This is a genomic window from Paenibacillus sp. J22P90, assembly GCF_059692195.1.
Genome location: NZ_JCAUAY010000010.1, coordinates 1 through 14,244, shown reverse-complemented (window position 1 = coordinate 14,244; position 14,244 = coordinate 1). Strand labels below are relative to the sequence as shown.

At 43.4% G+C, this 14,244-nt stretch carries 11 protein-coding genes and 1 pseudogene; 3 read left to right on the top strand and 9 right to left on the bottom strand.

The window, feature by feature from the left end:
• Window positions 1–177: 177 nt before the first annotated feature.
• The 4 genes and pseudogenes from AC58UX_RS26620 to AC58UX_RS26605 all read right to left on the bottom strand — a co-directional run bounded on the left by AC58UX_RS26620 (window position 178) and on the right by AC58UX_RS26605 (window position 5,549).
• Window positions 178–1,995: a sensor histidine kinase gene (locus AC58UX_RS26620; protein WP_497258364.1), complete on the bottom strand. Its 1,818-nt coding sequence runs from the start codon at window positions 1,993–1,995 to the stop codon at window positions 178–180.
• Window positions 1,992–2,696 carry a response regulator transcription factor gene (locus AC58UX_RS26615; protein WP_497258362.1) on the bottom strand — a complete coding sequence of 235 codons (705 nt, stop codon included), beginning with the start codon at window positions 2,694–2,696 and terminating at the stop codon, window positions 1,992–1,994. Before AC58UX_RS26615 ends, AC58UX_RS26620 begins: the two co-directional genes overlap by 4 nt.
• Window positions 2,697–2,826: 130 nt before the next feature.
• Window positions 2,827–3,174 (bottom strand): annotated as a pseudogene (locus AC58UX_RS26610) (hypothetical protein); the annotation flags it as partial.
• 329 nt (window positions 3,175–3,503) lie between these two features.
• The gene (locus AC58UX_RS26605; protein WP_497258360.1) at window positions 3,504–5,549 is read right to left on the bottom strand and encodes an alpha-L-rhamnosidase-related protein; all 2,046 of its coding nucleotides are present in this window, start codon (window positions 5,547–5,549) and stop codon (window positions 3,504–3,506) included.
• Window positions 5,550–5,633: 84 nt separating this feature from the next.
• On the opposite strand from AC58UX_RS26605, the gene AC58UX_RS26600 reads away from it, so the two are divergent.
• The gene (locus tag AC58UX_RS26600; protein WP_497258358.1) at window positions 5,634–6,563 is read left to right on the top strand and encodes a helix-turn-helix domain-containing protein; all 930 of its coding nucleotides are present in this window, start codon (window positions 5,634–5,636) and stop codon (window positions 6,561–6,563) included.
• A gap of 52 nt (window positions 6,564–6,615) precedes the next feature.
• Here AC58UX_RS26600 and AC58UX_RS26595 read toward each other — a convergent pair whose 3' ends face one another.
• From AC58UX_RS26595 to AC58UX_RS26585, 3 genes are all read right to left on the bottom strand, one after another.
• Complete coding sequence (locus AC58UX_RS26595; RefSeq protein WP_497258356.1) at window positions 6,616–8,847, bottom strand: family 78 glycoside hydrolase catalytic domain; 2,232 nt, start codon at window positions 8,845–8,847, stop codon at window positions 6,616–6,618.
• Between the two features lie 154 nt (window positions 8,848–9,001).
• The gene (locus tag AC58UX_RS26590) at window positions 9,002–9,946 is read right to left on the bottom strand and encodes a 6-bladed beta-propeller (protein WP_497258354.1); all 945 of its coding nucleotides are present in this window, start codon (window positions 9,944–9,946) and stop codon (window positions 9,002–9,004) included.
• 15 nt (window positions 9,947–9,961) lie between these two features.
• On the bottom strand, window positions 9,962–10,774 hold the full coding sequence (locus AC58UX_RS26585) for a phytanoyl-CoA dioxygenase family protein (protein WP_497258352.1): 813 nt from the start codon (window positions 10,772–10,774) through the stop codon (window positions 9,962–9,964).
• Between the two features lie 178 nt (window positions 10,775–10,952).
• Between AC58UX_RS26585 and AC58UX_RS26580 the strand changes: the two genes are divergently transcribed.
• Window positions 10,953–11,858 (top strand): helix-turn-helix transcriptional regulator, encoded by a 906-nt coding sequence (locus tag AC58UX_RS26580; protein WP_497258350.1) that lies wholly within the window; start codon window positions 10,953–10,955, stop codon window positions 11,856–11,858.
• A gap of 11 nt (window positions 11,859–11,869) precedes the next feature.
• Here the strand turns inward: AC58UX_RS26580 and AC58UX_RS26575 are convergent, their stop codons facing one another.
• Both AC58UX_RS26575 and AC58UX_RS26570 read right to left on the bottom strand, forming a co-directional pair.
• The gene (locus AC58UX_RS26575; protein WP_497258348.1) at window positions 11,870–12,136 is read right to left on the bottom strand and encodes a hypothetical protein; all 267 of its coding nucleotides are present in this window, start codon (window positions 12,134–12,136) and stop codon (window positions 11,870–11,872) included.
• Between the two features lie 495 nt (window positions 12,137–12,631).
• Window positions 12,632–13,375, bottom strand: a complete 744-nt coding sequence (locus tag AC58UX_RS26570; RefSeq protein ID WP_497258346.1) for an amidohydrolase family protein — start codon at window positions 13,373–13,375, stop codon at window positions 12,632–12,634.
• Between the two features lie 324 nt (window positions 13,376–13,699).
• Here AC58UX_RS26570 and AC58UX_RS26565 point away from each other — a divergent pair, with 324 nt between their 5' ends.
• Window positions 13,700–13,999, top strand: a complete 300-nt coding sequence (locus AC58UX_RS26565; RefSeq protein ID WP_497258344.1) for a hypothetical protein — start codon at window positions 13,700–13,702, stop codon at window positions 13,997–13,999.
• Window positions 14,000–14,244 lie beyond the last annotated feature (245 nt).

Here is a 14,244-nt window from a genome sequence, read left to right as displayed (position 1 = left end):
CAGTAATCAAACTCTATCTAGCGAAAATTCATTTGATAGAGTTAGTTTAATAGAGGCGGATGAAGGTCCAGCGGATTTAAAATAAAGATAAGATGAAGATTGGACGAAAAAAATAACCACAATTCATGACGTTAAACATTCACGACATGAATTGTGGTTATTACTTGTGAACCTTATTTATTTATTTAAACAGAAGAAAAACAAAACCCCGTCTTCCGTGTTCGCCGCGCCGTAGGGCACGCCATGTAGCTCCAAAATATTTTTCGATATGGCAAGACCTAATCCCGTTCCGCCTTGTGCGCGGTGGCGTGCTGCATCTCCGCGATAGAAGCGGTCCCATATTTTATCCAGTTGATCAGCTGGAATGTGAGCCCCTTTATTTTCGATACACACCTTAACCTGATCGGGTTCTTCATGCATGGAAATGAAAATATGCTCTTGTTCTGGCGTATAGCGAATCGCATTAGTTAAAAAATTCGTAAACACTTGCTCGATCCGATGTTGATTTGCCAGGACTGCAACAGTTGCAAGCTCGGTATGCACATGAAGTTGTTTACTGCTGAACTCCACGGATAGTTTTTCACAAATGTCCTCGATAAGCTTGTCGATGTTGAACGTTTCCATCTTCATGGTATAGGTGCCTGATTCAAACTTGGCCAACTCCAGCATATCCACAATCAACAGATTCATCTTATCTACTTCTTTATCCATAGCATCAAAATAATAATCTTTCTTATGCGTAGCAACGCCATCCTTCAGAATCGAAATACAGCTTTTCACAATACTTAGCGGCGTCTTTAGCTCGTGGGATACCCCTGAAATAAATTCTCTTCGTGTATTTTCCAACTGCTTTTCTTTCTCAATATCCTTCTGCAGCTGTTCAATATAGGAGTGCAGGGATTGGGATAACGAATTAATGCTTTGAGACAAGTCGCCGATTTCATCATTGGATCGAATGGCAATCTTTTCCGAAAAATCTAAACCTGCCATCCGCTTCGTCGTCCTATTAATTTGCAGCAAGGGATTTGCGATCTTTCTCGAATAATACCAAGCAGCAAGAACAATAAGAAGCATAACTAGCCCAATCAAGTACACATAATAATCTTCGAGCATCTGCACAGCTTCATCAACGGGTTGTAACGAGGCCATGGAGAAAATATATCGAATGGTTCCATCTTGATCTTTCATCGGGTCGATGAACAGTTTGTATTTCACGTCATTTTGCGTAAAATCAAGTATTTGCATGGACGTATCGCTGATTTTCGCACCATCGAAGAGTAAATTCGTTTGAAAATCCTTCAATCTCTCCATAAACAAACTGTTGGTGTAAATAAAACTGGAGGATTCGCTTCCAGTTGGGATAAGAACTTTGGTAATCGTACCGTTGAGTGAAATCTCGGGAATTGCTGGTTTCTCCGACTTATTAAATTTAATATCAACTTGCATATCATAGATCTTTTTAGAAATTTTCTCGTTCTCCCACATTGTGTTTCCATTCCCCACTAACTGTACGCGGTATGGAATTAATGCTAAATCCTTTTTATACGCCGCAATAGCAACACGTGCTTTCGCAATTAGAAGGGATTTCGCTTTACTTGGCGTGCTCGATAAAATCTCATTGATGTTCATGATATGATAAAGCGGAATTGTCATTGTTTTACCAGCGAATTCTGCGTTAGTTTTAGCTGTATCCATTTTAACTTCCACATAAAAATCATTCATATTTTTAAGGTTCCCAAAGCTATCTAATGTCGTAATCCAGGCATTATTTTCCCTATAAAAATCCTGTTCCAACTTTTGAATGGCAAGTACATCCCCGCCACTTTTCAAATAACTTTCTTTATACGATTGGATGTTCGTTTGAATGTCGTTCACTTTTCGGTTTGCGTAATATTGCTTAAAAAATATCGTTTGCCCCAGATAAATCGTAGTTAAGATGAATAGGCATAACAGCGTCGTCAGCGAAAATAGTTTAACTACAATACTCGCTCTCATGCGTTACCCTCGAATTTATAGCCCGTCCTCACAATCGTCGTAATCAGCTTCGCTTTATTCCCGAGCTTACTTCTTAAGTTACGGATATGCGTGTTCACTGTACGATCATCTCCCTCGTATTCATAGCCCCAAATTTTCGAAATAAGTTGATCTCTCGAAATGACAATGCCTTTATTTTGCATGAGGTAGGATAAAATTTGGAATTCTGTATAGGTGAGATGAACTTGTTCCCCTTCTACAGTCAAGGATCTAGAAGAAAGATTCATCTGAATCCCATTTGTAGATAAGGCATCGCTACTGGCGTGAGGGATAGGGGCGTCCGATTGTCGTTCTTCTCTGTTCCTGCTATCGATCAGTCGTTTGGCCCTGGCTAATAAGACAGCTGGACTGTATGGCTTCGTGACATAATCATCTGCACCAAGCTCAAATCCTAATAAGGTATCATCTTCGTCCACTCTTGCAGTCAACATAATGATCGGGACATTCGAAGATTTTCTTATTCGTCTGCACACAGCCCAACCATCCAGCTCTGGCAGCATAATGTCCAACATAATTAAATGAACGTCATGGGCTTGAAATAATAATAAAGCCTCTTTCCCATCGGCCGCCTCTAATACGTGATAGCCTTCATTTATGAGGTAATCTTTAATAATTTCACGTAAAATATCTTCATCTTCTACAATTAAAATCGTCTTTTGCATATGATTGCTCCTACGTTGTATATGGATACTATTCTTACCTACTTATTTGTAACATAGCCAGATGAAGATTGCGTAAAGAAAAAGGAACAGCTGCCACTCGGCAGAACTGTTCCTTTTTTTGTTGAACCGACTATTTAGTCCATTCGGTACCCGTTTTATGTTCGATGACTTGCTGCACTTTTCTTGAAACATCTTTTTCCATCGTGCTGCCGCTTTTCGGAACTTCGCCTTTATTTTCAGCCTTAATTTGTGCATCAACCTGTGTTTTTCCAATAACATCTAGCAATTGCTGTTTGGAAACATTTCTGGAAGCTGCAATCTCAACGACAGATTTACCTGTTGCTAATTCTTGTTTCAATTCTTGCGTGCTCATGTTTAATAGCGAGATTAATTTTTCATCGTTTAGAAAAAAATCTGCCGTATGATCAGGCTTACCATCTTTTGAAAATAAACCTTCTACTTTAATATTGGGAGGTGTTGGTTCACCTTTTAATACGGCTTCAACTTCTTGAGGTGTTGGTGTATTGGCTGGCATTTGAACTTGTGCTTGTACTGCCTCAGCTACAAGTTTTGGGGTTGCTGTTGCTGAATTTGATGCATTCGCTGCATATGCACTAGCAGCTCCTACTAATAGAATTGCTGATATACCAAGTGTAGTGAATAATTTTGTTTTGTTCTTTACCATGTTCAATACCTCTTTTCTTAGTTTTGTTTGCTGCTACAGGTATTAATATAAGGAGTGCATGTCAAGATGAGGTGAAGATGTGGTCAAGTTGACATTGAGATTTTGGACGAATGCTAAAACAGTTATCCATCTAGCCGAACTTCCAGCCAACTTCCGTCACTTGGAATCACCACTTCTACTTCCTCACCGTTTAGTTGATAGCGAAGAAAGCCCTGCCCTTCCGTTGCTCGTACGCGAATACGATCTTCATTCATATCGATCTCTACTTCCCCTTTGGCCGTTGGAACCGTTCCTTTCAACCACGCTAGTCCGCCGAGATGTGGCTCCACGACAAAGGTTTCATAGCCAGGACTTAATGGCTTAACCCCAAGGAAATACCTTCCGATCAAGTAAATCGGGCTGGCCCCCCAAGCATGACAAAGGCTCTTCCCGTAAGGCATCCCATACATGCCGTAATGCTCATCATCTGTCGCGGACGGGTCATACTCCTCCCAGAAGGACGTTGCTCCCCGTTCCATCATGCCGCCCCAGTAAGAAAGAATCTCTCTGCGCACATAATCATGCTCCCCGCTTTCACAGAGCACGGCCAGCTCATGAAATCGCATGTATGGCGTCCGAATACGAGGCACATCCGGATTTAGCAAAACATGACGGATCACACTAGACCGTTGCTCTGGGGTCAGATAGCCATAGGTCATCGCGAACATACTCGCATGCTTCGTCAGCATGGACTTCGTTTCACCTTCAACCCGGTGATGCAGCAATCCGCCCCTCGTGTCGTCCCAAAACAGACGGAGCGTAGTCTCTCTTATATTTTCAGATAATGATCCGTAGGTGGCCGCAGCCGCTTCTTCCCCCATATGCTTAGCGAACAAACTCATGGCCTCAAGTCCGCGTGCGAGCAGAATCTGTTCGGTACTAACTGCCCCGGTATTATCAAGATCAGCCCAATCTACAAAAACCCAATCCTGCTTTCTTCCTTCGACGAGTCCCTCTTCGTTAAGCTGTTGCAAACAAAACGCCATTAAGCTTACTGCACGGTCATAATACTGCTGGATGAAACCAAAATCACCCGTGTACAGATAATAGTCGTAAAGTGAAATAAACCAGTAGAACGAATAGTCCAAAATTGTATTGATGTGCATGGTAAGTGGATCCTTCCCCCGAAGGGCAACCAGCGTTCTGCGGGTAACGTCAAGGTCGAAGAAACTGTAATAGTTCATTAAGAACGCCTGATAGGCGTCCCCTGACCAAACCCAGCGATCCCGTTTGATTCCGTCGAGGAAAAACTCACGTGTGTTCAAATGCAGCGTATACAGAGATATGTTGTAGATTTCAGATAAGGTGGGATCCGAACATTCGAAGGCACTGCGGTAAGTCACTGGCACATATTCATATAGCATAGAAATTCGGTTCCAGCTCACACCTGGATCGGCATGAACCCATACATAACGGAATGCTTTAGCCTCCTCCAGGATGTAGATCCCCTCCCCAGCAGCACCCGCCGCGCTTTCAGCATCGAATTTATCGAGCGTTACGCATTCATTTGGTGAAAGTGCTTCCGCCATAGATTCCCCATAGTAAATGCGAACTTGTCCTGAGCCTGAGAGATTGTGAAAACGAAGGTAACCAAATGTTTCCCTGCCAAAATCCAGCAACAGATGACCATCTCTAATCTCCTTGGAGACAGGCTCCTGCGGTGAAAGAGATAATCTGAACATCGATGGCCGATCAGCCAGTGAATCGAACGTCCAGCTTCCAGCCTTCACCCAATCATTTTGATAAGAAGTGACTTCCCAGCTTGCATCCGTCCCAATATGCTCACCTTCAATGCGAAGGGCGGGAACTTCATAATCGTTGAAAACACTGATGCTGATCTCGTGGCGGCCAGCCGGCAATGTCATCACGGCATCATTCGAGCGATAATTATCTTTACCATCAATATATAGAGAGAATGTACCTTCAGCAGCAATCGTAATCTGCTCCTCTTGCGGCAGATCATATCTATATCGAAATTTGATGTTAGAATAGTGGCGGTCTAGTCGCCAAAAAGCCGGATACGCTACCCCGCGAGCGCTGCGTTTGACCGACATTTTTTCATGCAATCGAATCTCAAAATCGCCAGGATACCAGATCCAAGTTGCCTCTTGCTTCTTCTGCTTTTCCATGAATAGATAGCCCCTTTCGCTTCTTATAAGGTCGATTGTATAATAGGCTAACAGGATATAATGCAGGGAGAAGTGACATCTAGCATGGGTAATAGTGACAAAATAGAAAAAGCTCTTTCGGAAAAAGCACGGCGCGCGCCAGCCTTTCATTCAGCGATTTCAGAGCATTTTCAAGGGGACTTTCCCTTATTTCTGAACCGTTGGGAGGAAGGGTTTGAGCTGAGGGAGCATGATCATGCGTATATTGAAATGGTTTACGTGATGTCAGGCGAGGGATACCACTACGTGGGTGATCGCGTGGAGAGGACGAGCAAGGGCTATTTATATATTTTGCCTATCGGTACCTCACATATCATACGCCCCAGCGGTGCTTCCGCCAAAAACAGACCCCTCGTCTACAATCTCTGCATCCGTCCAGAATTCCTGACTGAGCTTGGCGACTGGCTGTCACGCTACGGCGTCGTTACCGAAATATTCACGGTGTTTACCAGCGATCCGGGAACGCATACGACTCTTTTTGATCAAGGTATGGAGCTGGGGGATTGGTTCGAGCATATGTATCGTGAATTTGTGGAAAAGAAAATCGGCTATGAAACAAGTTTATTTGCCAGCCTGATGCAGCTACTAGTGAGATTAGCCCGCCAATTGAACTCTGAAGACTACTCTCAGAAAGAGCCTAAGGGTTACACGGAGCTATCCACGATATTAGCGTACATCGATTCACATAGGACGGAAGCATTGACTGTTGAACAACTAGCCATTAAAGCGGGCATGAGCCGCAGACATTTTATCCGTGTGTTTCGGCGAGCTGCAGGTATGGGGTTCTCGGAATACTTACAACTCAAACGTATTGAATACGCCTGCCGCTTATTACTTGAGACAGATGACAAAATAGCTCATATCGCTAAAAGCGCAGGCTATCGTGATACTGCTCATTTCCGGGAGGTATTTCGGAAGTTGATGAAGGTCAGTCCGAGTGCATATAGATCAGCCAGCATAGCAGGTGACAAATAAAGCGCAAGAAGAGCTCGCATCCAGCGAGCTCCTAATGTCCGATATGGCTTATTTATCCCCGTATAACAGCAACACCCTCCGGGAAGCTCTCGCTCCACTCCCCATTCTCATAACGAAGCCGAATCGTGCCCGTCGGCACATTCAACTGCAGCGAAAACGACGTCCAAGTCGCCGGAAGCTTCGGACGAAAAGCAATCTCTTCCCAACCCGGCTTCGCAGGCTTTACTCCGATAATGTCTTCAATCAGTACGGGAACCGGCCCGCTTGCCCAAGGATGGCATAGGCTGGTGTTCCATTTCTGATCTTTCCCCCATGCCTCAAAGCACGTGGTTGCTCCTTCTTTCAGCATATTCCCCCAAGAATGCTCATCGTCGGATGAGAGCAAGTCATAGATCAACTCATACTCTCCGACCTCCGCTAGAGCTTTCATGACAAAATAGGAGAAATAAACCCCGCATGCGAATCGCTTGGTCCGGATCAAACCGACAATCGTACTGACAGCTTCCTCCGGAGCGATATGGAACAGCAGAGGGAGTACATTGGCATGCAAGGCATGATGCGTGCTCTGCTCCGAATCTTTAAATAACCCATTCTTCTCATCATAGAAAGCCTTTATGAAGCTCTTCTTTAATTGCGGCACCCGATTCTCGTAGGCAACACCGAGCAATTCCCGCATCTCATTTACGCTGCTTAGGCAACCGATATAAAAAGCATTGATGACGTTATGACAGCCAGGAGCGACCGGCCTGGAGAGTTCAAAATCATAGTTGTCACGCAAGTTTTGCGGCCAATCAACCAGATTCCATTTGTCCGTGACGCCCTCAAGCAATCCATCTTCACGCTCAAATTGCTCAAAATGCTGCAGCAAACCTTCCGCATACGGGTACATCTCCTGAAGAAATTCCGCATCCCCACTGTAACGGTAATATGTCATGACTTGCAGCGGCCACTGCAATGAGAAGTCAGCGATTTCCTGCATGAAATGTCCGGGTGCAACAGCCATGATCCCTTTACACACAAACGAACTACGACCGAATTGTTCAATCGCCTTGCGATACAGCCGTAAATCCCCGCTGAGCAGCATATGGGAGTGACCAATAACCGTATTGTCGCCCAAATATTGACCTTTCTCTCGGCTCGGACAATCCACATAATTCTCCTGAGAACCATAGCGGACACCGCTTTTGCAAATGTCAAAAATTTGATTCATCAGTTCATCTGAGCTGTGAAGCAGACAGCTTTGCTCATCCATTGGATAATGTCTGACTACGGCGTGGAAGGATTCCGGGCGCAGCGCTTCCTCGGGTCCCTGCACTTCCACATAGCGGAAAGCTTTGTAATCATACGTTTCGAAGTAATCTACTTCACCCGATAATGTCCACTGATCATGATAAAGGCAATTACAGCGCATTTCGTAGCGAACGGCTTGATCTCCAGGCATCAATTCTTCCCCTGAAAAAATATGTACTTGTTCTCCCGCATTTCCATGGGCATTCATGGCGAATTGGCCTGTCAGCTCGGTCCCGAAGTCGATCAGATAATGACCTGGCGCAAGCAGTTCGACACGCGAAGGCTGCTTCTTATAGACAGCAAGCGGCGGAGTCGGCTGCTGCACAAACGTATAATCGGTACGCTCCGCTGATTCCGCATGTTCCCATTTTGAATCGTCGTAGCCAACTTCTGTCCAGCCCCGCTCCGATTGCCTGGCATCCAAAAGCTCTGTGAATTGCGTCTCATAGCCGAATTTCACACCGGGCTGATTATCATGAACTCGTTTCGCTTTCCAAGTACGATCAGACTTAACTAGTAAATTCTCGCCTGCCCACAGCTCCGCTACGAAACCTTGCCGGTAGTCAGCGCTGTTATAAACGCGATTTAACAACCCTTGATAATAGACATGAATAGCAATTGCATTTTCCCCGACTTTTAAATACGAACGTACATCTATCCGATTAAAATAGTAATGATTCGCATCACTCTGAGCAGGCCCTTGAGCAACGAACTCGCCATTGATGTACAGCTTATAATAATCATCTGCCGTCAGGTTAAGCCAGATCTCTTCTTCATTCAATACCTTTTCATCCAACGTAATTACGGTTCTTGCATACCAATGGTGATGTTGCAATTCTGGATCATGTGGTTCGACTTCAACCGTTTCGAGCTCTTTATGGAAGAGATAGGATTTTTTCAAATTTATAAAAGAACGATCTGTCAACCAACTTGCTTGCCACTCCTGCGTCAACCGAACCATCTCCACTTCGCTCGAATCTTGATTTTTGCACAAAATATACAAACTCTGGAGCCATCATATCGTGGGATTCCTCCCGATTCAATATACACTTTTTCGCTTAGATCACATTTCTTACATTCAAGGCGTAGCGGTGCAACAAAAAAAGTGATTATCAGGGCTTACGGCCCCAACAATCACTTGTAAAAGTCTATCCGTTTTTACGCTCCAGCTTCGTTAATCGTCCGACCGAAATCCACTCGGCTACGTATACATCGCCACGGGAATCTACACAAATCCCATGCGGCGAGCTAAATTTGTTAGCACGTAGATAGCCTTGATCTACATTGGGCCATCCTTGCTGTGATTTCGCTTGACGATCCTCACCCAAGTGGGCGACTAATCGGTCATGTTTATCAAATACCGTTACACGGCTATATAAGTCCGGGAAATACATCTCATCCTTGTGGAAATAGAAGCTGCAAGGCATATCCATATCATGGTCGAAGCTGCGCTTAAACTCACCGTCTAGCGTAAATACCTGGATACGATGGTTGCCGCGATCCGCTACATAAATCTCTGGTTCTCCTCGGCGCACATCAATGGAAATACCATGCGGACAACTGAATTGCCCCTCTTCATTGCCTTTTCCTCCCCAAGAGCGGATATAGTCGCCAAGTGCATTATATTGATGTACCCAGCTCTGTCCATACCCATCAGCGATATAAATATCGCCATTTGGCGCTACAGCCACATCCGTTGGTACAAATTTGCGCTCATCGTCATAGATATCCGGTAAATCTGGTGTGCCGATCGTTAACAAGTGTTCACCTGTTAATGTGGTCTTCACCGTTATTCTTTGGGCTGTGTCCGTTATGTATAGGAATTCGCCGCCCGCTTCTTTATGAAGATAAAAGCCGTGCGCGCCTCCCGCGAACTCTTCTCCCCATGCACTCAGGTACTCCCCATTACGATCAAATACGACGACCGATGGTGTCCCCGTGTGGAACAAGTAGAACCGATCCGCCTCATCTACGACAATACCGTGAGAATAACCCAAAGTCACATGCTCAGGTACTTTTGCCCAATTCGGAATGACTTCATAAGCGTGGGACGTATTACCAACTTGCAAACCATGCACAGCTACTTTTTCCAATCTACGTTCACTCCTTTATTTGGTATAAACAACGGGAAAATCTGCTCCAGTCAAAAGATCTCCTGGTTGAACATGAATATGTTTACTCATGGGGTGATTGCCAACGGGCTCGTAACGAATGTTACCCGGCATATAATGAACCGCAATCGCACGCCGTTTCATCTGTGAGTGGTTAGGCAAAGATCCGTGCCAGGTCATACAGTGATGGTAGCCTACTTGACCTTTCTTGATTTCGAACGGTACTGGCTTGATCTCGACACCTTCGGGAAGTAATTCAGGACGCTTATGCTGCGGCATATGGTCTGGGCCGTGAAGCAAGTGTCTTTGGTGATCTCCCCACGTATGACTTCCAGGCACCATCCACATGCAACCGTTCTCAATAACCGCATCGTCCAACGCCACCCAGGCGCTGATTAGCTCTGAAGGTTTAATGATCGGCCATAAGGGATGATCCTGATGCCATTTCGTAGGCCCACCTGTGACAGGCGGCTTGTATTGAATTTGATCATGCCAAATTCGCAATGTGTCCGTACCTGCAAGTTGTGCAACATCTTCACATAACGTGCGATTCGCTGCATGCTGCAAATAAAGATCACTGGCCATCCAAATGTTTACCACCTGAACGATGGTTTCATTCGCTTCCATACTCATACCATATTCGCTTTTGTCCAATAAATTACGATTCAAAACCGGTTTTTTCACCGTTTTGCCTTCCAGCACTAGATCCAACTCACGACGTAAAAGCTCAACCTCTTCGTCGTTAAGCACAACCTCACCTTTTACAAAACCATCACGCTCAAACGCTTCCACCTGTTCCACTGTCAGCATACTAATCCCCCATCCACGATTTGTTAATAGCCACTGTTATTGCTTACATAATGAAGTGTAACAGCGTACTGCTTACAAGTCGTTGCAGGAAAGATTAGAATTAGTTGTACTTTCCAAAGGTGTTTACCTACAGGCAGCGAACTACTTAAGAATAAAAGATGGATAAGGAGAACGTCAAATGGAACTTTCTCGCCCGCTTGGACCGATGGGCTTATTACTTCCTGCTGTGAACTATGCCAATATGCAAACCGTTCCCCCAGGTACTTTTTACGGACCTCGAACCATTCCAGACTATCAGCTTGTTTATGTAGTCTCTGGGCGCATGGATTTATTTATTGGCTCCGATGAATATGCGATTCTTCCAGGTGAATGCGCTTATTTAGGATCAGATACGCCGCACAAGCTATCCGTTCATCCTGATAAATCAGTCACATTTATCAGCCTCCACTTTGATTGGCATCGTCCATCTCCAGAGCCCATTCATCCGGGCCCTAAGCTAAAATACTTCACGGGGAGCCCACCGTATCAACCAGCGCAGCGTTACACGCTTGACGTTGAGGGTTATGGCAGCATCACCGTCCCTATTCATTTCAGACTCATGGAAGGGGAACGGATTCTTCATCAGATTGTTCAGGAATACAAAGAAGAGGAGCATGGCTACGCGTTCGCATTAAGAGGACTTATGGTGCAAATCTTAACCGAAATTATACGTCGTGAATTAGACGTTTCTTCCACACATAGCTCGAAACGAAGCATGATTAAAAATGCCCTGCAAATGATCGTGGAACACCCCGAGCGTGCATGGAGTATAACAGAACTAGCGGAGAGCTGCGGTTATCATCACATCTATTTTTCTCAGTTATTTAAGGAAGTCATGGATGTTTCACCGAAGCCATACATGATTCATAAACGAATCCAATTGGCTAAGAAGCTGCTTTTAAAAGAAGAAAAAGTTGAGGTTGTTGCAAGTAAACTGGGCTATACCTCTATTCATTACTTTAGTAGGCATTTTAAGTCGATTACTGGCATATCACCGTCTACGTTTAGACTTTATGGCGGGGAAGAGGATCAGAGGATTGAATAGCTGCTATTCAACTATTTTTTCCTTCTTAATACCCTCCCAGTATAAAAAACAAGTACGCCGAGCAGCATTATTCCCAAGCTCTCTATCGTTCTCCACATGGTGCTTGGGATAGTTCCAAATGTAACTTCATCCTGTAGATAATCAACTGACTCATATGTCTCAACAATATTTGGAGCATAGTTCATTGTAAGATACATCCCTTGAATAATCTGAAAAGCATAAAAAACGACTACAAATATGAATCCTACAACGAGAGCTCGAATAAATGGTTTTTTCATTGTTACCTCCTCGTTAGCCTTCGAAATAAAAAAGAAGCCCACCAACAAGCAAGCTCCTCCGCTATCGTACTCCTTCGTTTAATCTATTTAATCATCGATTAATAATTCCCCATAATATCCAATCCCAAAAGAAGAGTATAATCATAAGAACGATAAAAATTCCAACAGGATTCGGGCCAAGATCTAAAAAATAAAGAACAGCGCTGAGTATGATTGTCAAGATAGCAGCGATTACTACTTTTACAAGTATGGACTTAATCATTTTCCTCATTGTCATGATCTCGCTCCTGTGATTTCCTTTGGGTTCATTTTCTATTTCTTTAATGTGGTGTTGTATCCTTCATTATCAACTCAAGAACACTACCTTATACTGTCCGTTAACTTAACAAAAGCTGCCGATCAAACGTCCAGAAGTTTCACTCGACATTTTTCACTGTCTGTTGCTTTTCATAGGGTCTCTGTCTGCATCATGACAAGCACAAGTATTACTTTCCTTCACTCAGTTTCCAACTTAAAAATCAATTCGTTCGCCATTCGTTTATTTAAACGATATTTTTCTGTTTTACCTAGCTTAGCTGACAACTCTGTTATCTTTTTAATCTGTGTATCTGTAGGTGGTTGTAGCTCTATTAATCTTTCATAATTCTGAAAAGCAACTTTAAGTGCTGTTTCAGGGGAAAGTAAATCAATTGTTTCGTAAAGTGCCTTCGCTGCTTGTTCCCTTGTCAAACCATATCCCGAGTCTGTAGATAACATAAATCGATCAGGAAATTGCTCGATTAGCGGTATGAAATCCGCCAATTTGTTACTGCTGTCTCGGTTATATGAAGTAAATCCTGGAAAAAAATCAATAAATAAATTCGAATGCTTTTCCAATAGCTTTTTAATGTTTTCTGGAGCGTTGTAAGCATTGGCATGACCAAAGATGATATTCGTATTCGCGTGCTGATTAAGCGCTTCCTCTAGATGTACGATTGCTGACCCATTCGGTGGATCGATATGTAAAAGAATCGGTACACGGTATTCTGCAGCCAACTCATAGATTTGTGGAAAATATCCGTCATTAGGATGATTTGCTTTCCACTTTACTTTTGAAACAACTGGCGATGCGGTAGATGCCGCTGCGACCTCTCCAATATTTAAATAACCTTTCTCCAATTTATCTTTTATTATGGTTAAACCTTCTTTTTCATAAATTGGAAAGCCTGCGAAGGAAGGATAAACATGAGTGGGCTCCATTTGATACCTCCACCAAGACAATTGATCCGTATCCAGAGCACTGGGTTCTGATATATCCCCGAATAATACAATGCGGTCTATGCCATATAGCCACCCATGACTTCATCCGTGTTAATGTTGGAACAGAATTTGCTCTCTTCTTATGAGTTCTTTTTTCGAGCATATTACACCTATAATTAACGTAGCGTTAGTGCAAATTATCGGATTATTTCAATACGTTTAATTAAGCAATTTCAGCATAACTGCAAGGTACTAGATAAAGTTAGTACTGATAGATAACTCGGTTGTTATATATACTTGCTTTATAGAAAGCGAGGACTACACATGAAGATTCTTGAATATTTAACAACGTTAATACTCGGTGTACTTGCTGGTGCAATACTTGGTGTTGTATATCTCATCTTTGCTTATCTCGTTCTTATTTTTAGTTTAACTTCTCTAGGTGAATATGAAGAAATTCTCACAAGTATATATCTTTATTACCTGCCGATTATTATTCTTTTTACTGCGCTTATCCTAAGTCAATATAAGTTTTTTATTATTATACTAATCGCTTTTCTTACAGAAACTTATCTATGGCATCTTTGGACAGAAAGCTGGGAACAGGCACCGTTATTCTTTTAAGAATCAATTCCAAACCCTCCTTTAAGCTCCATTCAACATTTCCATAATTAGAATAATTTAAATCGATGTGGTTTCAACGCAATACTGCCTATTAGCGCAATGACGGCTGCCGTTTTGTGTTGAACTATTGTGTCCCGTTAGAATTCCTGTGAAACGAATAATTTGGAATTTGAATAAAAAAGAGCGCCTCTGTACGATGGGAGTACGTAACGGGTCTACAGCCCTTAAAATCCCACATCAGGAGG